17 protein-coding genes and 1 other RNA gene are annotated in these 19,917 nt (G+C 70.2%); 6 read left to right on the plus strand and 12 right to left on the minus strand.

What is annotated here, in order from left to right:
• Positions 1–9 precede the first annotated feature (9 nt).
• The 5 genes from AC1DYG_RS01430 to AC1DYG_RS01450 form a co-directional block, all read right to left on the minus strand.
• Positions 10–3,039, minus strand: coding sequence for a bifunctional [glutamine synthetase] adenylyltransferase/[glutamine synthetase]-adenylyl-L-tyrosine phosphorylase (locus AC1DYG_RS01430; protein WP_477638107.1), 3,030 nt, complete (start codon positions 3,037–3,039; stop codon positions 10–12).
• A gap of 75 nt (positions 3,040–3,114) precedes the next feature.
• On the minus strand, positions 3,115–4,452 hold the full coding sequence (gene glnA / locus AC1DYG_RS01435; RefSeq protein WP_477638108.1) for a type I glutamate--ammonia ligase: 1,338 nt from the start codon (positions 4,450–4,452) through the stop codon (positions 3,115–3,117).
• Between the two features lie 79 nt (positions 4,453–4,531).
• Entirely contained in the window at positions 4,532–6,082 is a 1,551-nt protein-coding gene (locus AC1DYG_RS01440) for a phytoene desaturase family protein (RefSeq protein WP_477638109.1), read from the minus strand.
• A gap of 53 nt (positions 6,083–6,135) precedes the next feature.
• Positions 6,136–6,426 carry a hypothetical protein gene (locus tag AC1DYG_RS01445; protein ID WP_477638110.1) on the minus strand — a complete coding sequence of 97 codons (291 nt, stop codon included), beginning with the start codon at positions 6,424–6,426 and terminating at the stop codon, positions 6,136–6,138.
• Between the two features lie 182 nt (positions 6,427–6,608).
• On the minus strand, positions 6,609–8,921 hold the full coding sequence (locus AC1DYG_RS01450) for an immune inhibitor A domain-containing protein (protein WP_477638111.1): 2,313 nt from the start codon (positions 8,919–8,921) through the stop codon (positions 6,609–6,611).
• 251 nt (positions 8,922–9,172) lie between these two features.
• On the opposite strand from AC1DYG_RS01450, the gene panB reads away from it, so the two are divergent.
• The 4 genes from panB (at position 9,173) to AC1DYG_RS01470 (ending at position 13,073) form a co-directional block, all read left to right on the plus strand.
• Complete coding sequence (gene panB, locus AC1DYG_RS01455) at positions 9,173–10,048, plus strand: 3-methyl-2-oxobutanoate hydroxymethyltransferase (RefSeq protein ID WP_477638112.1); 876 nt, start codon at positions 9,173–9,175, stop codon at positions 10,046–10,048.
• Between the two features lie 147 nt (positions 10,049–10,195).
• A complete protein-coding gene (locus tag AC1DYG_RS01460) occupies positions 10,196–11,260 on the plus strand; it encodes a M36 family metallopeptidase (protein WP_477638113.1) in 1,065 nt (354 codons plus the stop codon).
• A gap of 61 nt (positions 11,261–11,321) precedes the next feature.
• Complete coding sequence (fgd, locus tag AC1DYG_RS01465; protein ID WP_477638114.1) at positions 11,322–12,329, plus strand: glucose-6-phosphate dehydrogenase (coenzyme-F420); 1,008 nt, start codon at positions 11,322–11,324, stop codon at positions 12,327–12,329.
• A gap of 117 nt (positions 12,330–12,446) precedes the next feature.
• Complete coding sequence (locus AC1DYG_RS01470; protein WP_477638115.1) at positions 12,447–13,073, plus strand: class I SAM-dependent DNA methyltransferase; 627 nt, start codon at positions 12,447–12,449, stop codon at positions 13,071–13,073.
• Between the two features lie 24 nt (positions 13,074–13,097).
• On the opposite strand, the gene AC1DYG_RS01475 is transcribed toward AC1DYG_RS01470, so the two are convergent.
• A complete protein-coding gene (locus AC1DYG_RS01475; RefSeq protein WP_477638116.1) occupies positions 13,098–13,286 on the minus strand; it encodes a methionine aminopeptidase in 189 nt (62 codons plus the stop codon).
• A gap of 50 nt (positions 13,287–13,336) precedes the next feature.
• On the opposite strand from AC1DYG_RS01475, the gene map reads away from it, so the two are divergent.
• Positions 13,337–14,200, plus strand: a complete 864-nt coding sequence (map, locus tag AC1DYG_RS01480) for a type I methionyl aminopeptidase (protein WP_477638117.1) — start codon at positions 13,337–13,339, stop codon at positions 14,198–14,200.
• Between the two features lie 43 nt (positions 14,201–14,243).
• On the plus strand, positions 14,244–15,017 hold the full coding sequence (gene ppgK / locus AC1DYG_RS01485; RefSeq protein WP_477638118.1) for a polyphosphate--glucose phosphotransferase: 774 nt from the start codon (positions 14,244–14,246) through the stop codon (positions 15,015–15,017).
• A 66-nt stretch (positions 15,018–15,083) separates the two neighbouring features.
• Here ppgK and AC1DYG_RS01490 read toward each other — a convergent pair whose 3' ends face one another.
• The 6 genes from AC1DYG_RS01490 to AC1DYG_RS01515 all read right to left on the minus strand — a co-directional run bounded on the left by AC1DYG_RS01490 (position 15,084) and on the right by AC1DYG_RS01515 (position 19,895).
• Positions 15,084–16,655, minus strand: a complete 1,572-nt coding sequence (locus AC1DYG_RS01490) for a hypothetical protein (protein ID WP_477638119.1) — start codon at positions 16,653–16,655, stop codon at positions 15,084–15,086.
• Positions 16,631–17,413 carry an ABC transporter ATP-binding protein gene (locus tag AC1DYG_RS01495; protein ID WP_477638120.1) on the minus strand — a complete coding sequence of 261 codons (783 nt, stop codon included), beginning with the start codon at positions 17,411–17,413 and terminating at the stop codon, positions 16,631–16,633. Before AC1DYG_RS01495 ends, AC1DYG_RS01490 begins: the two co-directional genes overlap by 25 nt.
• Before the next feature lie 16 nt (positions 17,414–17,429).
• Complete coding sequence (locus AC1DYG_RS01500; protein WP_477618261.1) at positions 17,430–17,642, minus strand: hypothetical protein; 213 nt, start codon at positions 17,640–17,642, stop codon at positions 17,430–17,432.
• A gap of 67 nt (positions 17,643–17,709) precedes the next feature.
• Entirely contained in the window at positions 17,710–18,372 is a 663-nt protein-coding gene (locus AC1DYG_RS01505; RefSeq protein WP_477638121.1) for an MBL fold metallo-hydrolase, read from the minus strand.
• Positions 18,373–18,423: 51 nt separating this feature from the next.
• An RNA gene (rnpB, locus tag AC1DYG_RS01510) (RNase P RNA component class A) lies at positions 18,424–18,821 on the minus strand.
• Between the two features lie 141 nt (positions 18,822–18,962).
• Positions 18,963–19,895, minus strand: coding sequence for a hypothetical protein (locus tag AC1DYG_RS01515; protein WP_477638122.1), 933 nt, complete (start codon positions 19,893–19,895; stop codon positions 18,963–18,965).
• Between the last annotated feature and the right edge of the window lie 22 nt (positions 19,896–19,917).

Genomic DNA, 19,917 nt, shown 5'->3' on the forward strand with positions numbered 1-19,917 from the left:
CGTACCTCCCTAGGTTGAACCGTAAAAGTTGAACTCCGTCACGGTACGCGCATGACGGGCAGTTCGGCGGTAGTCCTCCGCAAGATCTGCGCCACTTCCGGGCTCGCCACCGAGAATTCTGCTGACCCCGTCGGCCACCCGCAGGTCCGACGGCACGCTGTCGACCGGCTTGCCCCGGTAGAGGACGGCCGCATTGCGCAGCCTGGAGGCGAACGACCACGCGTCACGCAGTGCGGCGGCGTGCTCCGGAGCGATCAGCCCGGCGTTCTCTGCGGCCTCGAGGGCCGGCAGCGTGCTCGTCGTCCGCAGGGTCGGCACGGCGTGCGCGTGGCGCATCTGCAGCAGCTGCACAGTCCACTCCACGTCGGACAGCCCACCTCGTCCCAGCTTGAAGTGGCTCTTGGGATCGGCGCCGCGAGGCAGTCGCTCGGCCTCCATCCGCGCCTTGAGCGTCCGGATCTCCCGGACCTGCTGGTCGGTGAGGCCCTGCTCTGGCCACCGCAACGGGTCGATGAGCTCGACGAAGCGCGCACCCAGCTCGAGGTCACCGGCCAGGGGGGCGGCCCGCAGCAGGGCCTGGGACTCCCAGGTGAGCGACCACCGGCTGTAGTAGGCGCGGTAGCTGGCCAGGCTGCGCACGAGCGGACCGCTCTTGCCTTCAGGGCGCAGGTCGGCATCGAGTCCGAGCTGGGGGTCGGGACCGGCCGAGGCCAACAGGCGACGCAGCTCCTGCACGGTCTCGAGGGCCTGCTCCTGGGCGGTTGCCTCCTCCGCCCCGTCGACGGGTTCGTGCACGAACAGCACGTCGGCGTCGGAACCGTAGGCGACCTCGCCACCCCCGAGCCTGCCCATCCCGACGACCAGGAGCCGGGTCGACAGCGACCCGTGCTTGTCCTCGACGACGCGCTGGGCCACCTGGAGCGCCGTCTCGACGAGCGCCGCGGTGAGGTCGGTGAGGGCCTGACCCACGCCGGCGAGGTCGAGACTTCCCGACAGATCCGCCACGGCGATCCGAAACAGCTCCTGGCGTCTGATGCTCCGGGCCGCCCGCACGGCCTTGTCGGCGTCGCCCTGACGACCAGCTGCCGCGGTCATCCGGCGAACCAGGTCCTCGCGCGACGACGGAGTCAGCCCGCCCGAGTCGCCGAGCATCGCGACCGAGTCGGGAGCGCCGACCAGCAGGTCCGCTGCATAGCGGCTGCGGGCGAGGGTGTGCGCGAGGCGTTCGGCGGCGGACCCCTCGTCGCGCAGCAGCCGCAGGTACCAGTGGGTCGAGCCCAGCTCCTCGCTCACCTTGCGGAACGCGAGCAGGCCGCCGTCAGGGTCGGCCTCGTCGGCGAACCAGCCCAGCATGACGGGAAGGAGGGTGCGCTGGATGGCCGCCCGACGGCTCACCCCGGCGGTCAGTGCCTCGAGGTGGCGCATCGCCCCGCCGGGGTCGCGGAAGCCGAGCGCGGCCAGTCGCTCCTTGGCGGCCTCGGGTGCGAGTCGGGCGTCGGTCGAGCTGAGCCGGGCCACGGCAGCCAGCAGAGGTCGGTAGAACAGGCGCTCGTGGATGCGACGGACCTCGCGGGCCTGCTGCTGCCACTGGGCGACCACGGCCTTGGCGGCGTCCGAACGGTGCCCCAGGGCGCGGCCGAGACGGCGCAGGTCGGTGTCGGTCGTCGGCATGAGGTGGGTGCGACGCAGCCGGAACAGCTGGATGCGGTGCTCGAGGGTGCGCAGGAGGCGGTAGGACGCGTCGAGGGTCGCGGCGTCCTCGCGGCCGACGTAGCCACCGCGCGCCAGTGCATCGAGGGCCTCCAGCGTGGTCCCCGAGCGCAGCGCGTCGTCGGACCGGCCGTGGACGAGCTGCAGCAGCTGGACGCTGAACTCCACGTCGCGCAGGCCACCCGGGCCGAGCTTGAGCTGGCGCTCTGCCTCTCCGGCGGGCACGTGCTGCTCGACCCGCCGGCGCATCGCCTGCACGTCCTCGACGAAGTTGTCTCGCGAGGCAGCACCCCACACCAGCGGGTTGACGGCGGCGATGTAGGCATCACCGAGGGCCCGGTCACCGGCCACCGGGCGCGCCTTGAGCAAGGCCTGGAACTCCCACGTCTTGGCCCACCGCTCGTAGTAGGCGCGGTGGCTGTCGATGGTGCGCACCAAGGGGCCGTTCTTGCCCTCTGGACGCAGCGCAGCGTCGACCGGCCACAGGGTCCCCTCCCCCGTCGAGGTCGAGCAGGCCCGCATCAGGTGGGTGGCCAGGCCCGTTGCCGCCGCGATGGCGCTGGCCTCCTCGACACCCTCGCGCGGCTCGGCCACGAAGATGACGTCGACGTCGCTGACGTAGTTGAGCTCGCGTCCGCCCGTCTTGCCCATGCCGATGACGGCGAAGTCGCACAGCTCGGACTGCTCCCCCATCTCCGTCCGGGCGATGACCAGCGCCGCCTCGAGGGCTGCCTCGGCCAGGTCGGCGAGCGCCGCCGCGGCTTCAGGCAGGGCCAGCTCGGGGTCGCCGGAGGTGAGGTCGAGCGCTGCGATACCCAGCAGCTGGCGCCGGTACCCGATCCGCAGTGCGTCGTAGGCCGTGCGCTCACCCGGCGCGCGCACCGCCTCGACGAGCTCGTGGATGCGTTCGTCGGGCCGGCGCGGCCGGGCGTCCGCGACGCTGCGCCAGTGCTCGGGGTGGGCCACGAGGTGGTCGCCCAGGGCCGTGGAGGCACCGAGGACGGCCAACAGCCGGTCGCGCGCGGGACCGCGGTGGCGCAGCGCCGCCACGAGGCCGGACACCTGCGCTCCGGCACCGGACTCGACGTCGCGGCGCCGCGGCGCCGACGCACGCAGCGACTCCATGAGCCGGACGAGGCTGAGCAGGGCGAGGTCGGGGTCGGCGACCGCACCAAGGGCATCGGGCAGACCGTCGCTGAACAGGTCGTCGAGGGGGTCGATGAGCCCGGCGAGCGCCGGGTCGGCGAGCAGGTGCTCAGCGCGGGGTGGATCGGCGAACCCGAGCCGGGCCAGGGTCGCCGTCTGGGAGACAACGCGGCCGGAGGTCACCGCGACAGCCTACCCACTGGTAGGTGACCTGCGCCGGTCAGCGGGCGGCATACCTGAGCAGGCGGATGGGGTCGGTCACAGACCGGGCAGGTAGCGCTCGAGCTCGAAACGGGTGATCTCGCCGCGGTAGTCGTCCCACTCGGCGCGCTTGTTGCGCAGGAAGAAGTCGAAGACGTGCTCGCCGAGCGTGTCGGCGACCAGCTCGCTCTTCTCCATCACGCGGATCGCCTCGTAGAGCGAGGTGGGCAGCGGCTCGATCCCCATCGCCTGGCGCTCTGCGGAGGTCAGGCCCCACACGTCGTCCTCGGTCTCGGCGGGGAGCTCGTAGTCCTCCTCGATGCCCTTGAGCCCCGCAGACAGCATCAGGGCGAAGGCGAGGTAGGGGTTGCACGCGGCATCGAGGGTACGGACCTCGACCCGGCTGCTCTGGCCCTTGGTGGGCTTGTACATCGGCACGCGGACCATCGCCGACCGGTTGTTGTGGCCCCAGGTCAGGTGGGCCGGGGCCTCGCCGCCGCCCCACAGCCGCTTGTAGGAGTTCACCCACTGGTTGGTGACGGCGGTGATCTCGGCTCCGTGGCGCAGCAGGCCCGCGATGAACTGCCGCCCGACCTTGCTGAGCTGGTAGGGCGCGCCGGCCTCGTAGAAGGCGTTGCTGTCGCCGTCGAAGAGCGACATGTGGGTGTGCATGCCGGACCCCGGGTGCTCCGCGAACGGCTTGGGCATGAAGGAGGCGAAGATGCCCTGCTCGAGCGCGACCTCCTTGATGACCGTCCGGAAGGTCATGATGTTGTCGGCGGTGGACAGCGCGTCGGCGTAGCGCAGGTCGATCTCGTTCTGCCCCGGTCCACCCTCGTGGTGGCTGAACTCGACCGAGATCCCCATCGACTCGAGCATGGTGATCGCGGCCCGCCGGAAGTCGTGGCCGGTGCCGTGCGGGACGTGGTCGAAGTACCCCGCCTGGTCGATCGGCTCAGGGTTGTCGCCCGGCTTGAACCCGGCCTTGAGCAGGTAGAACTCGATCTCGGGGTGGGTGTAGAAGGTGAAGCCGAGGTCGGCCGCCCGCGCGAGGGCGCGCTGCAGGACGTGCCGCGGGTCGGCATGGCTCGGGGAGCCGTCGGGCAGCGTGATGTCGCAGAACATCCGGGCCGTGCCGGGGTTGTCGCCACGCCACGGCAGCACCTGGAAGGTCGCGGGGTCCGGCTTGGCGAGCATGTCGGCCTCGTAGACCCGCGCGAAACCCTCGATGGCCGAGCCGTCGAAGCCGATGCCCTCGGCGAACGCCCCCTCCAGCTCAGCTGGTGCGACGGCCACGGACTTGAGGGTCCCGAGCACATCGGTGAACCACAGCCGCACGAAGCGGATGTCGCGTTCCTCGATGGTGCGGAGGACGAACTCCTGCTGACGATCCATGTGACGAATCCTGCCCTAGTTGTGTTTCCCCGGCGTTACGTGCCACGCGGGGGACGCAGGTCAGGGTCCTGACGACGACTCAGCCCTTGAGGACCGACATGGCCGCGTTGTGACCGGGTATGCCGCTGACTCCCCCGCCGCGTCGCGCGCCGGCCCCGGCGATGCGCACCTTCTCATGCGGCGTCTCGACGCCCCAGGTGCCGACCTCGCCCTCCCGCTCGGCCCACGGCCACTGCAGCGAGCGGTGGAAGATGTTGCCGCCCGGCAGGCCCAGGTCCGCCTCGAGCTCGACCGGAGTGCGCGCCTCGAGGCACAAGGCCCCGTCGGGGTCGCGCAGCAGGACGTCCTGGATCGGCTCGGCCAGCACCGAGTTCAGCGAGTCGAGGGTCCGCGCGAGGGCGAGGTCCTTGACCAGGTCGTGCTCGGCGGTCGTTCCCCGGAACAGGCGCGCCGGCAGGTGCAGCCCGAACAGCGTGAGCGTCTGCGCGCCACTGGCGGCGAGCTGAGGTCCGAGGATCGAGCGGTCGGACAGGCTGTGGCAGTAGATCTCGCACGGGGGCACCTGTGGCACCCGGCCGGCGTCAGCGGCGGCATACGCCTCCTGCAGCTGGGCGTAGCCCTCGTTGACGTGGAAGGTGCCGGCGAAAGCGGCCGTCGGGTCGACGCCCTGGTCACGCAGCCGCGGCAGGCGCGACAGGAGCATGTTGACCTTGAGCTGGGCGCCCTCGGGCGCCTCCTCGGTCGGCACGGGGTCGGCGCCGGCGGCGGCAAGCAGCGTGTTGAGGACAGTGGGCGCGCACGCCGCATGGATGGTCGAACCCCGCGCCCCGCCACCGTCCCAGGTGACCAGCCCGTCTGGGTCGACCGCGAGCGCCCTTGTCCCCGTGCGGATCTCGGCTCCTGCCTTGACCGCGGCGCGAGCCAGCCCGTCGGTCACCGCACCCATGCCACCGACGGGCACGTCCCAGTCGCCCGTCCCTCCGCCGACGAGGTGGTAGAGGAAGCAGACGTTCTGCCGGAGGTCGGCCGAGCCCATCTCGGCGAAGGTGCCGATGAGGGCGTCGGTCGCGACGATGCCCCGCACGGTGTCGTCCCCGAACTCGGCCTCGAGCACCTCACCCAGCGGACGTCGGACCAGGGCCTCCCACAGCGGGTCGTCCCCGACGAGGGCCGCGACCTGCTCCGCGGTGCGCAGCGGTTCGAGCACGGTCGGGAAGACCTGTTGCGCGAGGTGGTGCACGCGTCCGTAGAAGTCCTGCCAGGCGGCATACTCCGCTGCGCCTCCGGTGAGGGCCGCGAAGCCGGCCGCCGTTGAGGCCGCGTCACCGTGGTCGACGAGCAGCCCGCGCTCGGGACTGGCCGGGACGGGCGTGAAGGAGGAGTAGCGCCGCCGGATCAGCTGGACGTCGAGGTCGAGGTCGCTGATCACCTGGCGTGGCATCAGCGACACGAGGTAGGAGTAGCGCGACAGGCGCGCGTCGACGCCGGCAAACGCCTGGGCCGAGACGGCCGCACCACCCACGTGGTCTCCGGCCTCGAGCACCAGCACGCGGCGCCCTGCCCGGGCGAGGTATGCCGCGGCGGTCAGCCCGTTGTGACCGGCACCGATGACGACGTCGTCGTAGTCCACGGCGCAGAGCCTACGGTGCCCTGCAGAGCCCCCGTGACGCGCGCGGCTGGTCGCTACTGCGGGCCGGAGTCGTCGTCCTCGGGATCATCCCCCTGAGGGTCCTCGGCGTCGGACAGCAGCGGCAGGTCCGGGTCGATCTCCTCGTACCGCCGGTGCAGCTCGGCGGGGTTCGGTTCGAGGCCCAGCGACTCCAGCTCGGCGCTCACCGCTGCCACGACCGCCTCGGGGCCCTGCCCCGCCGCCTTGGCCTCGCCACGCAGCTGCGCTGCCACGACCTCGTGCCGCTTCTCCTCGGGCAGCTCGGCCCCGGAGCTGCTGCTGGCGACCTCGAAGTTGTCTGACATCAGTCCTCCATCACCGGTGTCGCCGCTGGTCGGCGACCTCTCCCGAGTCTGTCCCCGGGACGCTGGACGCACCACTTGAGCCGAGATCAGCACGCGCGGGTCACGCGGAGCGGGGCCCCGGGATTGCTCCCGGGGCCCCGCTGCGTCTTACGCCCGGCAGACCCCTGCCAACCGGGCGCAGGTCACTTGAAGCTGACCTGGACCTGCAGCAGGTTGCCGCCGTCCTCCGACTTGTTCACCTTCATGACGGTGCCGGAGCCCGCAACCTGGACCGAGGACCAGGGGTTCTTCGCGCTCCAGTACCGCATCGGGTCGCTGTCGTCGAACACCGGCATGGCCGGCTGAGACGCGACGTCGAGCGCGGTGCCGTTGCGGTGGAAGGTCACCGCGTCGGTCCGCTCGAGCCCGAAGGTGGCGTCCCACGGCTGGCGCCGGTTGCCCAACCTGGCCCCGTCGGCGAAGGTCACCGGGGCCGGACGTGCGTCGACCGGCAGCGACTGGCCGCCACCCGGGTGGCCCGAGGTGTTGTTGTCGGTGAACTCACCGTCGACGTACCAGACGAGCATGCCGTTCTGGTAGGGGAAACGCTCCACCCAGTCGGGCCTGGAGTTCGCCCAGCCGAAGTTGTACGGGCCCGTCCTGAGGGTCTGGTCGTACCCCGTGTAGGTGCGGTTCTCGGCCAGGTAGTAGTGGCTGACGACCACGGAGGTCGAGCCTGTCATGCGGGTGAACCCGTTGGCGGTCCAGCCGTTGGTGCCGCCCTCGACGTCGTCGGACACGGTGGTGCTGCCGACCGTGACGGCCAGGTCGTCGAGGAACGGGCCCTCGAAGTGCAGGCCACCGTCAGTGGCGTAGCGGAAGCGGAACTGGACACTCTGGCCGGCGTACGGCGTGAGGTCCCAGGTCTTCTGGGCCCACGGGGTCAGACCGGCGTTGTCGGACGGACCGGAGATCGGCGCCGCCGCGTCCTTCCAGGTCGCGCCGCCGTCGGTGCTCACCTCGGCGTAGAGGTAGTCGTAGTCCTGCTCGATGTTGTACTGCAGCCAGGCCGAGACCGAACCGCTGGTCGCGCCGGTGAGGTCCACCGTGCGGGTCAGGGTGCTGTTGAGGCTGTCGTTGGCCCCGCCCCACCACTCGTACGAACCCGAGCGGGGGGTGTTGTAGTCCGTTTTGACCGTCTTGTCCGGGAGCGTGACCGCGAGGGCCTGGTAGGACGAGGTGGTCTTCGGCTGGTCGGCCCGGTTGAGCTTGACCGTCATGTCCTGGCCGTAGGGCACGGCCTTGTAGTCGAGCCAGCCGAGCTGGAGCTTCTCGAGCGGGCCCATGTAGCCGGGCGTGGTGCCGATCGAGTCGGTGCCGTGGTTGAGCCACGAGCCACCGGACATGAGCGTCCAGAAGCCGGTGCCGTTGTCGCCGCCTGCGGTGTCGTAGTAGTCCGGCAGGCCGAGGTCGTGGCCGAACTCGTGGGTGAAGACACCGAGGCCACCGTTCTCGGGCTCGGTGGTGTAGTCACCGATCCAGATGCCGGAGTTGCCCAGCGGCACGCCGCCGAGCTTTGCACCCTCCGGGCCGGTCTTGCCGGCGTCCGTGGAGTAGGCGTACCAGCGGTGCGACCAGATGGCGTTGGTGCCCTGGGCGCCGCCGCCAGCCTCTTCGCCCTCACCGGCGTGGATGGCCTGGAAGTGGTCGATGTAGCCGTCCGGCTCGTTGAAGATGCCGTCGCGGTCGGCGTCGTAGCGGTCGACCTTGTCGAACTGCTTGAGGTAGGTCGTGATCTCTGCGTCGCTCTTGCCGGCCGCCTTCTGGGCGTCGTACCAGGAGGTGGCGGTGTCCTTGACGTAGTTCCAGTAGCCGTCGGCGTTGTTGCTCCGGCCGTAGCGGGCCTCGTTGTAGGGCACGGTGACCCAGTCGGAGACGTCACCCTTGGCCACGAAACGACCATTCGACTGCTTGAGGTAGAAGTCCTTGAACGACTCCCCCTGGCCGAACATCATGTCCTCGTAGTGGGCGCGGTTGAAGTCCGCGGTCCAGGCGGTGGAGTTGTCGTCGGTGGCGTTGCCGTCCCAGACGCGGTCGGGTGCCGGGATCTGGTTGTGCACCGGGCCCGGGGTGGCGTCGAAGCCGGTCTTGGTCTGCGTCCCGAAGTCGGTGAGGACGGTGAAGATGTCCTCCTCACGCTCGACCGGGTAGGACACGAAACGGTCCTGGGCGGCCTTGCTTCCCTTGGGCGCCTTGGCGTTGCCCGCGAGCTTGATGACGCGCTGGCCACCCCGCATCTCGGTCGTCGCCTCGCCCTTGACGAGCTTGTCGACGGCCTCCTTGCGCAGGGCGCGCGCGGCGTCGCCGAGCGGGTTCGGCAGGTCGTGCTCACGGTTGTTGGCCGTGGGCTCCTTGTCGCTCTGCACAGGGGTGGCCTGCGCGGGAGCGGAAGCCAGGCCCAGGGCGACGGCGGTGACCGCCACTCCCGAGACCAGGCTCAAATGACGTCTGTTCACGAATCCTCCAGTGTCTGTGCGCGACCCCTCTCGGCACACGCAAGGGCGAGCCAAACATGGTTGCGGTACCGAACCAAGGCCTCGTCGGTTATGGACTTCGTAAATTTCTGACCGATCGGTCGCTATCCGATTCGTCCGATTTTCGATGGAGCCAACCCGCTCGATCGAGCCCCCGTGGCTCCAGTGGGCACTCCGCCGGCGCTGGAAGGTCACGCGGACGACGTCCCTCGACCCCCTCCTAGGATGGCGACATGAGCGAGCAGCCAACGACGCCTCCCACCGCCGAGGTCACGGCCCCCTACGGCACGGGCGCCCAGGCCGCGCCGCAGCGCCGCGTGCGCATCCCGCACCTGCAGGCGATGAAGGAGAAGGGCGAGAAGTGGGCCATGCTCACCGCCTACGACATGTACTCGGCGGAGATCTTCGACGAGGCAGGCATCCCCGTGCTGCTCGTCGGCGACTCCGCCGGCAACAACGTCTACGGCTTCGAGACGACCGTCCCCGTGACCGTGGACCACCTCGTGCCCCTGGTCCGCGCTGTCACCTCGGCCGCCAAGCACGCCATGGTCGTCGCCGACCTGCCGTTCGGGTCCTACCAGGCCAGCCCGCAGCAGGCCCTGGCCACGGCCACCCGCTTCATGAAGGAAGGGCTGGCCCACGCGGTCAAGCTCGAAGGCGGCCGGCTGATGGTCCCGGAGGTCGAGCTGCTGGTCCGGGCCGGCATCCCCGTCATGGGACACATCGGCTTCACGCCCCAGAGCGAGCACGTCCTCGGCGGCTACCGGGTCCAGGGCCGCGGCGACTCCGGCGACAGGCTCGTCGAGGACGCGGTGGCGCTGGAGAAGGCGGGCTGCTTCGCCGTCGTGATGGAGATGGTCCCCGCTCCCCTGGCCGCCAGGGTCACCGAGGTGCTCTCGATCCCGACGATCGGCATCGGTGCCGGACCGGACTGCGACGCCCAGGTGCTCGTCTGGCAGGACATGGCCGGCCTGAGAGGTGGCAAGGCACCCCGCTTCGTGCGGAAGTACGCCGACCTCCGCAGCGAGCTGGGTCAGGCGGCAGCCGCGTATGCCGCCGATGTCGCCTCCGGCTCGTTCCCCGCGGCGGAGAACTCCTTCCTCGAATAGCCCTCTCGAGGGAGTCCTTGTTCGAGGAGTCTTTGTGGGACGGGCTCGCGATCTCCTGCGCCCGTACGAGCCGACACGGTCCATCGAGGCGCTAGCGTCCATCGTTGGGTCCCGACCGGACCCCACCCACACCCCAGGAGGAGACCCGTGCCCTTGCGAACTCGCACCACCGCACTCGTCAGCATCACCGCAGCCTGCGCCGCTCTCGGCCTGGCCGTCGCCACCCCGGCAGCGGCCACGAAGCCGACTCCGGGCACGTCCACCGGCAGTGGCGCGGTGTTCATGGTCAATCCCGTGCAGTCCTCCGGGGACCAGTCCCTGACCGACCAGAAGGACTCCGACGCTGCCGTTCCGTCCAGCGCCTATGCCCGCGTCCAGCTGCGCAACCTCGACGGCTCGGGATACCTGCGCGGATCGTGGGTCAACGTCCAGTCCTCCACGGGCACACCGGCATTCAGTGCCTCGAACACCTTCCTCTACACGCGCCACGAGGACCAGTTCGAGCAGGTGATGGCGTACTTCTGGGTCAACCAGGCACAGGAGTACCTCCAGTCGCTGGGCTTCGGCTCGACGCTGCCGGGGATCGTCAAGCAGCAGTTCCCGGTGAAGATCGACCAGTACGGCGGGGACAACTCCTACCAGACCGACAAGCCCTACCGGATCCGGCTGGGCAAGGGTGGCGTCGATGACGCGGAGGACGCCGAGGTGATCGTCCACGAGTACGGCCACGCCGTGCACGCCTCCCAGGTCGCCGGCTACGGCGTGGGCCTGGACGCCGGCTCGATCGGTGAGTCGTTCGGGGACTACCTCGCGGTCTCCGTGGGGCTCGCGGCCGCCAAGCAGTACCACTGGCCGGTCAACGCCGAGCAGGCCTGCCCGATGGACTGGGACGCCACCTCCTACACCGACGCGCCGCACTGCATCCGACGCTTCGACACCGGCATGACCGTGAAGACCCGCAAGGGAGAGGTCCACGCCGACGGCCAGATCTGGAGCCAGGCCCTGTGGGAGATCCGCCTCGGCTACGTCGCCATGGGACTGACGACGGAGGCGTGGGACACGACGTTCATCGACGCCCAGTTCCGATTCGCCCCCGACACCTCGTTCTCCGCGGCCGCCAAGGAGACCTACGACACCGCGCTGGCCCGTGACGGCGCCCCGGCCGCGGCCCTCGTCAAGGATCGCTTCGAGGCACGGGGCATCCACTTCTGACCGCACCGCCGCGGCGGTGGCCCAGCGCCGCCGCGGCGCGAGCACGGCATACGGTGGGCCCATGACGCTGCGCATCGGGTACAAGGCCTCCGCCGAGCAGTTCGCGCCTCGGGAGCTCTTGGACTTCGGGGTGCTGGCCGAGCAGGTCGGGCTGGACAGCGTGCTGATCTCCGACCACTTCCAGCCGTGGCGTCACCACGGTGGCCACGCGCCGTTCTCCCTCGCCTGGCTGGCGGCGCTGGGCGAGCGGACCGAGCGGGTGCAGATCGGCACCTCCGTCATGACGCCGACCTTCCGGTACAACCCCGCCGTGGTGGCGCAGGCGTTCGGCACGCTCGGCTCGCTGTACCCGGGGCGGGTCATGCTCGGCATCGGGACCGGCGAGGCCCTCAACGAGGTCGTGGTCGGGTCCGTGCGGGAGTGGCCGGAGTTCAAGGAGCGGTTCGCCCGGCTGCGTGAGGCCGTCACGCTGATGCGCCGGCTGTGGAGCGAAGAGCGGGTCAGCTTCGAAGGGGACTACTACAGCGCCGTGGATGCGACCGTCTACGACAAGCCGGACCAGCCGGTCCCCGTCTACGTCGCCGCCGGCGGCCCTCTCGTCGCGCGGTATGCCGGCCGGTCCGGTGACGGGTTCATCTGCACCTCCGGCAAGGGCGAGGAGCTCTACCGCGACAAGCTGCTCCCCGCTGTCGACGAGGGCCTCGGCAAGGCCGGCCGCTCCCGGGAGGACCTCGACCGGATGATCGAGATCAAGCTGTCGTGGGACCCCGACCGAGAACGGGCCGTGGCCAACTGCAGGTTCTGGGCTCCGCTCTCGCTGACCGCAGAGCAGAAGCACGGCACCAGCGACCCCCTCGAGCTGGAGCGCCTCGGCGACGCACTGCCCGACGAGCAGGTCGCCTCGCGATGGATCGTCACGGACGACCCGGAGGAGGTCGTGGCTGCGGTGAAGCCCTATGTCGACTGGGGTTTCAACCACCTGGTCTTCCACGGTCCCGGTCACGACCAGGCGCGGTTCCTGCGCACCTTCGCCGACCGGGTCGTGCCCGGGCTCCGCGACCTGGGCTGACCGGCCCTGGCCGCCTCTGGGTGCCTCGGCGTCGCCTTCCGGACCCTTTCCCCTGCGGCCCCACCGAACCTACGCTGGAGGGCAGCACCGCACGACCATGGACGAGGGTGAGTGAGCATGACCGAGATGGAACCCCGTACCCGGTGGTCCGAGGTCTCGGGCGGGCCCGGCGCAGCGACCGCCTACCAACAGCGGTTCGACGACCTCGCCGCCCAGGGGATGGACATCCACGGTGAAGCGGCCCTGGTCGCCTCTCTGCTTGCTCCGCCGGCGCGCGTCCTGGACGCGGGCTGCGGCACTGGCCGGGTCGCGACCCAGCTGACTGCCCTGGGCTACCACTGCGTGGGCGTCGACGCGGACGCCGCGATGATCGAGGTGGCCGAACAGCGCGACCCCTCGACGACCTGGGTGCGCCAGGACCTGAGCCGACTGCAGCTGCGGTCCCAGGCGTTCGAGCTCGCCGTGCTGGCGGGCAACGTGATCCCGCTCCTTGCCCCGGGCACCCTGCTCGTCGCCCTGCAACGGTTGGCTGCGCACCTGCAACCCGGCGGACTGCTTGTCGCCGGCTTCGGCCTGGACTCGTCACACCTCCCGCAGGGGTGCCCGGTGACCCCTCTGGAGGACTACGACCGGGCGTGCGAGGTCGCCGGCCTGACGCTGACGCGGCGTTTCAGCACCTGGGGCCGTGAGACCTGGCGGCCGGAGTCGGGATACGCGGTCTCGATCCACCACTTCGGCGGCTGAGGTCCACTGCTGCGGCGGCTGAGCTCAGTCCTCCGAGCCGCCCTCTTCCCAAGCCCTGTCCTCGGCGTCCCACTGCTCCGTGCGCTCACGGGCGGTCTGGAGCGCATTCGCGGCATCCGCCTCGGAGCCATAGGGACCCATGAGGTCCTCGCCCTGGCTCTTGTTGTCATCGCTCTCGACCTGACCGCTGCTCACGTTGTACCAGTAAGCCATGGGGTGCCCTCCAACTCGACGGATCTGCATACGTCCCTAGACTCCACCGTATGCCGTTGACCTACGCAAGCGTCGCCCCGGGCGTGGTGTCGCCGCGCCTGCCGGTGCCCGCGTCGATCGACCGGCCGGAGTACGTCGACCGACCGGCCCCCACCCTCGACAAGGCCCCCGAGGTCAAGGACGCCGAGACGATCGAGCTGATGCGGGTCGCTGGGCGCATCGCCGCCCAGGCCATGGCCGCGGCGGCGGCCGTGATCGCGCCGGGCGTCACGACCGACGAGATCGACCGGGTCGGCCACGAGTTCCTGATGGACCATGGCGCCTATCCGTCGACGTTGGGCTACAAGGGATTTCCCAAGTCGCTGTGCACCTCCGTCAACGAGGTGATCTGCCACGGCATCCCCGACGACCGCCCCCTCGAGGACGGCGACATCGTCAACATCGACATCACCGCCTTCATCGGAGGCGTCCACGGCGACACGGACGCGACCTACCTGTGCGGTGACGTCGACGAGGAGTCGCGGCTGCTCGTCGAGCGCACCCACGAAGCCATGATGCGGGGCATCAAGGCTGCCATCCCGGGCCGCGAGATCAACGTCATCGGACGGGTGATCCAGAGCTATGGGCGCCGGTTCGGCTACGGCGTCGTCCGCGACTTCACCGGTCACGGCATCGGGCGGTCGTTCCACAGCGGTCTGGTCATCCCCCACTACGACGCCGCCCCGTCCTACAACACCATCATCGAGCCGGGCATGACCTTCACCATCGAGCCGATGCTCAACCTGGGAACGCAGGACTGGGAGATGTGGGACGACAAGTGGACCGTCGTCACCGCGGACCGACGGCGGTCGGCGCAGTTCGAGCACACCATCCTCATCACCGAGACCGGCAACGAGATCCTGACGCTGGCCTGATTGAGGGCAACCCAGGGCAGGGCAACCGCAAGGAGGCGGACCGATGGCGAAGGAAGCCAAGCAGGCCAAGCAAGGGCTCCCGTTGGGCATCGACGTGGGCGGCAGCGGCATCAAGGGCGCACCCGTCGACCTGGCCAAGGGTGCCTTCGCGGCCAAGCGGATGCGGATCGACACCCCCCTCACGTCGACGCCGGAGGCGGTGGCCCAGGTGATCGACCAGATCGTCGACCACTTCGACGACGTCCGCGGCGACTCCCCCATCGGAGTGACCATCCCCGGGGTGGTGACCCATGGCGTCGTCCGCTCGGCTGCCAACATCGACAAGGCGTGGCTCGACTTCGACGCCGAGCCGATGCTCGAGAAGGTCCTGGGCCACGACATCGTGCTCGTCAACGACGCCGACGCTGCGGGGGTCGCTGAGCTCCACTACGGGGCCGCCAAGGGCCAGAAGGGCCTGGTCGTGATGACGACCCTGGGCACCGGCATCGGAACCGCGCTGATCTTCGACGGGGTCCTCATCCCCAACTCCGAGCTCGGGCACCTCGAGATCGACGGCTACGACGCGGAGTCGCGTGCCGCCTCCTCGATCAAGGACAAGGAAGGGCTCAGCTACCCGGAGTGGGCCAAGCGGCTGCAGCGCTACTACAGCCACCTCGAGGCGCTCCTGTGGCCGGACCTCATCGTCGTGGGGGGCGGCGTGTCCAAGGACGCCGACCAGTTCCTGCACCTGCTCACGCTGAAGACACCGATCGTGGCCGCCACGCTCCAGAACAAGGCAGGCATCATCGGCGCAGCCCACCTCGCGGCCCACAAGTAGCCCAGCCCACCGGACGGCATGCCGTGGGCGCAGCCACCGGCCGCGCCAGGTCGCGGCAGCCGCGCCTCAGCGCATCGAGATGAGGTCCTGGAGCAGGATCGCCTGACGGCGGCGGAACAGGTCCGCGCCCATCCGGGTCCCCACGACCAGCGCGGCCACCCCCAGCGCGGGTCCGACCACCAGCACCGTCCACGCTGCCCACTGCCAGCCGTGGTATGCCAAGGCACCGAGCACGAACGCCGGGATCGACAGCGCGAACACGGCTGCGCCACAGACCGCCTGCACCCCGAGGGTGACCCCCGTGGACCCCGGACGGCTCGTGAACGGGTTCTCCCCCGGCGCAGGCACGCCGTACTGCTTCACGGCGCTGGTCACGCAGGCCACCGCAAAACCGTTGAGGGCAACGGCACAGGCCACGCCGAACGTGGCCGGTAGCAACCGCCACGGCGCGCCGAAAACCGGTCCCAGCACGGCATACACGGGAACGCAGACGACTGCCATCAGCCCCGAGGGAAACAGCCGTCCGAGCCGGTCACTGACCCCGTCGACGCCGGAGGCGACGTGCATCCAGAAGGCCGTGGAGTCGTAACCGACGTCGTTGTGCTGTCCCCAGCCGATCATGTAGGCCGACGCGAGCGGCATGGCGATCAGGGCCAGCTCGGACCCGGACCCTATGCCGGGGATGAGCAGACCCGCCGGGAGCAGGATCGTCATCACGGCCGGCATGTTGTAGCGGGGGTCGCGGACCCAGTAGGTGCCGGCTCGCGCCGCGATGGCACCCATGGGCGTGCCGGGCATCCGGGCGAACAACCCGAGTCCACCCGACTCCTTACCGCTGTCGCCCGAGGTCGGCCGTGGGTTGCGCAGGACCGAGACGAGCAGCCGCTCCCACACCAGCCCCAAGGCCGCACAGAGGACGGCTGCGAGGGCGAGACGGGTCAGCCCGGCGCCCCAGTGCCCGAGGGCGAGGTCACCAGCGGGCGCCCAGGCCCACCCGAGCGGCGTCCAGGCCAACACCTCGGCGAGGGCGTCAACGGTGGCCCGATCGAGCCCGCCGTCGCTGAGCCCCCCGACGACGGGGCCAACGCTCACGATGAAGAGCAGACCGCCCGCGCCGGCCACGTCCCGGCCGCGACGCGTGGCGAGCACCGCCGAGGCAGCCGCCGTGACGATCCTGCTGAGCAGGACGCAGGTGAGCAGCCCGAGCACTCCGCCGACGAGCGCCACGATCGCGGCCGGCAGGGTACGGGAGCCTGCGACCACGCTGCCCAGGACCAGCAGGATGGTCGCGACGCCGGGCAGTCCCACCAGTGCACTGAGCACGAGCCCTGTCGCCAGGGTGCGCTCCCGCACCGCAAAGGTCGCGAACCGGGTGGGGTCCAGCGTGGGGTCGATGCCGAACAGCAGAATGGGAAGCAGCGCCCATCCGGCCACCAGACCGGCCCCGGCGAGGACGATGGCCGTCCGCGCCAGCCCGAGGTCGCCCTGTGCGCGCAAGGCAATCATCCCGGCCAGCGCGAGCACGACGAGGCCGCCACCGTAGAGCACGCCGAACGCCATCCCCACGATGGCGGCGACGCTGCGCCGCAGCCCGTTGCGGAGCAGGACGAGCTTCAGTCGGAGGAGGTGCGCAACCACGCCAGTCCCTCCACGTCCGTGCTGCCTCCGACGAGGCCGAGGAAGCGGTCCTCCAGGCTCGAGCCGGCCCTGACGTCGTCGAGCGTCCCCGCGGCCCGCACCGTGCCTGCCTCGATGATCGCGACGTCCGTGCAGATCCGCTCGACGAGGTCCATGACGTGGCTCGAGAGCACCACAGTGCCACCGTTGGCCGCGAAGTCCTCGAGGATGCGGCGGATCGTCCGGGCCGACACCGGGTCCACGGCCTCGAAGGGCTCGTCCAGGACGAGCAGCCGGGGCGCGTGGACCAGCGCGCAGGCGAGGGTGATCTTCTTGGTCATGCCCGCGGAGTAGTCGATGACCAGCTTGCCGGCGGCCTCGGTCAGCCCGAGGGCGGCGAGCAGCTCCCCGGTGCGCTCGAGCACGAGGCCGCGCTCCATCCCGCGCAACAGGCCGGCATACGTCACGAGCTGCTGTCCCGTGAGGCGGTCGAAGAGGCGAAGGCCGTCCGGCAGGATGCCGATCTGGGACTTGGCGCCGACGGGGTCGGCCCACACGTCGGTGCCCAGGACGTGCGCGCTGCCCGCGTCGGGACGGAGGAGCCCGGTGGCCATCGACAACGTCGTGGTCTTGCCTGCGCCGTTGGGCCCGACCAGCCCGTAGAAGGACCCACGCGGCACATCGAGGTCGATGCCGTCGACGGCGGTCGTCGCGCCGAAGCGCTTGGTCAGGCCGCGGAGGCGCAGGGCGATCTCTGGCGCGACCTCGGGCTCCGGCATGGCCCCGACGCTAGCGTCAGCGCTGCCTCGCGATGAGCAAGGCCTTCTTCGGCACGTTCGTGTCGACCGTGTAGCGGCGCGGCTTGTCGGCGTCCTGCTCGGCGTAGCCCATCTTCGCCAGGCGCATGAGGACCACAGGGCACTGCGCGCAACGCGGCTTGTCCTTGCAGCACTTCTTCTTCGCCTTGGCGAGCTTGGTCCCCTTGGCGGCCTTCGGGTTCTTGGGCACGCGAGGAGAGTAGGTGAGGCTTACCTAACTCTCCAAATCCGGTCCAGCAGCCGGTCGCTCCGTCCTCTCAGCGCGCGCTGGCGAACTCCTCGGGCGCGCCGTCGGACAGGTCGTGGATCCGGGTGTCCTTCGAGCCGAGGTTGCCCGCCTGGCCGAGGTAGAGCGCACGTCCGACGCCGCTGAGCAGGGCGTCGTGGATGGGGATCGCATGGGGTGCAGCGATGCGTCGCAGGAAGGCCGTCATCTCCCGACTGCGCTGCCACGGCGCGTTGAGGGGGAAGGCGAGGACGTCGACTCCCACCGGTTCGGCGTCCAGCGCGTCGCCGGGGTGGAAGAACGTGGGCTCACCGTCCGCGCTGATCCGCATGCCGGTGTTGTGGATGCGCGGGATCTCTTCGTGGATCAGGGCGTGCAACTCGCCCACACCCGTCACCATGGCCGAGCCGACCGTGGCACGGTCACCGGGGCAAAAGGCGACGACGTCGAAACCGTTGTCCTGCAACAGCTTCGCGGTGTCCGGGTCGGCCAGGACCTGGGCGCGGGGGTTGGCCTTCAGGAGCTCGGGGAAGCGCTCCTGGTCGAGGTGGTCCGGATGCTGGTGGGTCACGAGCACGGCGTCGAGGTCGCGCTGCCCGTGGGCGCCGGGCGACCAGCCCCCGGGGTCGAGCAGGATGCGCGCGTCGGCGATCTCGACGAGCAGGCTGGCGTGGCCGAGGTGGGTGATCCGCATGGTTCCCACCGTAGGACGTGACGCCCCGGACCCGGTCGTGAGCAGTGGGGGTGGATGAGTCGGTCGATACGCCGGGTTCTGTCACCGCTGGCTGTTGCCGGCCAGCGGGAGACGGTCATCCATCTACGACAGCCGTTGCCGACTGCCTCCAGCGCTCTACCCGTGCACTCGGGCGGGCAGCCCTCGAACGCGCACTGTCTGAGCTTGCTCCAGGTGGGGTTTACCTAGCCGGTGAGGTCACCCACACCGCTGGTGGTCTCTTACACCACCGTTTCACCCTTACCCCGGTGCCTGTCCGGCCGGAGCCGGGTGGTCCACCGTGGCGGTCTGTTCTCTGTGGCACTGTCCCGCGGGTCACCCCGGGTGGCTGTTAGCCACCACCTTGCCCTTCGGAGCCCGGACGTTCCTCGGCGGTGATTGCTCACCGACGCGACCGCCTGACCGACTCATCCGTCGCCAAGGATAGGGCAGGTATGCCGCGTGGCCCGCCACCCGCCATACGCCCGCCCCCTCCCGCGCCCTGTTGGAAGTAGAACTTCCGGCTATCCGGAAGTAGTCGCACGTACTCACGTACTCACATCCTCGGGCCGTCATCGAGACCGTCGGAAACGCGCGACCGAAAGCGCCGCCTGTACCTGGTCCAGAAAGGCCCTTGTCTCGAGGCGCAAGCCGACCAGATCGATGGCGAGGACGATCTCGCCCCCCAGCTGCAGACCATTCCGCCGCAGGTTGTCCGCCGTGATGGCCAGGCCTTGTCGGTGTTGGGCGCCGTCGACCTCTACGACGACCCCCTGCTCCTCCCAGGCGACATCGAGGTAGATCCGTCCTCGCGGCCCGTGACGCACCACCTGTCGGGTTGGCTCGGGGATCCCCCTCGCGCGACAGAGACGGGCGAAGTCGAGCTCGCCGAGGGCCTGCGCGCCATCGGCGACATCGCGCACCAGGGTCCGGATGAAGGCCCGTCGAGTGCGGCCGTGACGGCGAGTCGAGCTCGCCAGCAGGGCGGGCCCCGTGATCAGCCGCTGCTGAGCAGCCATGCATACGATCAAGGCCGCCTGCCGGTCGGACACCGCCCAGTGCGCTCCACGGATCGCAGCGATCCCCGGCCTCGTCCGTGGAACACCTGCTGCCACGACGTCGCCCTCGTCGCGCGCACAGACCACATGCACGCGCACCCCTGGCACGTGGGGTGGTCGGTGTGTGGAGGGCACCGACACGTGGATGACATCGGTGTGGAATCCCGTGAGCCCAGCGGCCTGGAGCGCGGAAACACCGTCCAGGGCCGCGCCGGCGCCGGCCTCCCAGACAGCGCGCCACCTCTGCGCCACGTCGGAAAGGTCGCCGGTGTGGAGCGAGACGGTATGCCGGCCCTGCGACCGCCAGCGCCCCGCGGCAACCTCGCGGCTGGTCGCTTGCCGGGTGACCCCGAGCGCCAGTAGGGCGGTGCGGGTGAGGACCCCGTCGTGCCCTTCCCCCGCCGCGGCTGCCTTCAGACGGAGCTCTCTGCGCGATGTCGAAGCCATCGCCCCAGCGTTGGACGTGGGC

Source organism: Pedococcus sp. P1_H8 (assembly GCF_056405175.1).

Coding starts and splice junctions, on each gene's coding strand:
- AC1DYG_RS01470 (WP_477638115.1), top strand. CDS start 12,447: ATGACCGAGATGGAACCCCGTACCCGGTGGTCCGAGGTCTCGGGCGGG.
- AC1DYG_RS01445 (WP_477638110.1), bottom strand. CDS start 6,426: ATGTCAGACAACTTCGAGGTCGCCAGCAGCAGCTCCGGGGCCGAGCTG.
- AC1DYG_RS01495 (WP_477638120.1), bottom strand. CDS start 17,413: ATGCCGGAGCCCGAGGTCGCGCCAGAGATCGCCCTGCGCCTCCGCGGC.
- glnA (WP_477638108.1), bottom strand. CDS start 4,452: ATGGATCGTCAGCAGGAGTTCGTCCTCCGCACCATCGAGGAACGCGAC.
- AC1DYG_RS01505 (WP_477638121.1), bottom strand. CDS start 18,372: ATGCGGATCACCCACCTCGGCCACGCCAGCCTGCTCGTCGAGATCGCC.
- AC1DYG_RS01515 (WP_477638122.1), bottom strand. CDS start 19,895: ATGGCTTCGACATCGCGCAGAGAGCTCCGTCTGAAGGCAGCCGCGGCG.
- panB (WP_477638112.1), top strand. CDS start 9,173: ATGAGCGAGCAGCCAACGACGCCTCCCACCGCCGAGGTCACGGCCCCC.
- ppgK (WP_477638118.1), top strand. CDS start 14,244: ATGGCGAAGGAAGCCAAGCAGGCCAAGCAAGGGCTCCCGTTGGGCATC.
- fgd (WP_477638114.1), top strand. CDS start 11,322: ATGACGCTGCGCATCGGGTACAAGGCCTCCGCCGAGCAGTTCGCGCCT.
- map (WP_477638117.1), top strand. CDS start 13,337: ATGCCGTTGACCTACGCAAGCGTCGCCCCGGGCGTGGTGTCGCCGCGC.
- AC1DYG_RS01475 (WP_477638116.1), bottom strand. CDS start 13,286: ATGGCTTACTGGTACAACGTGAGCAGCGGTCAGGTCGAGAGCGATGAC.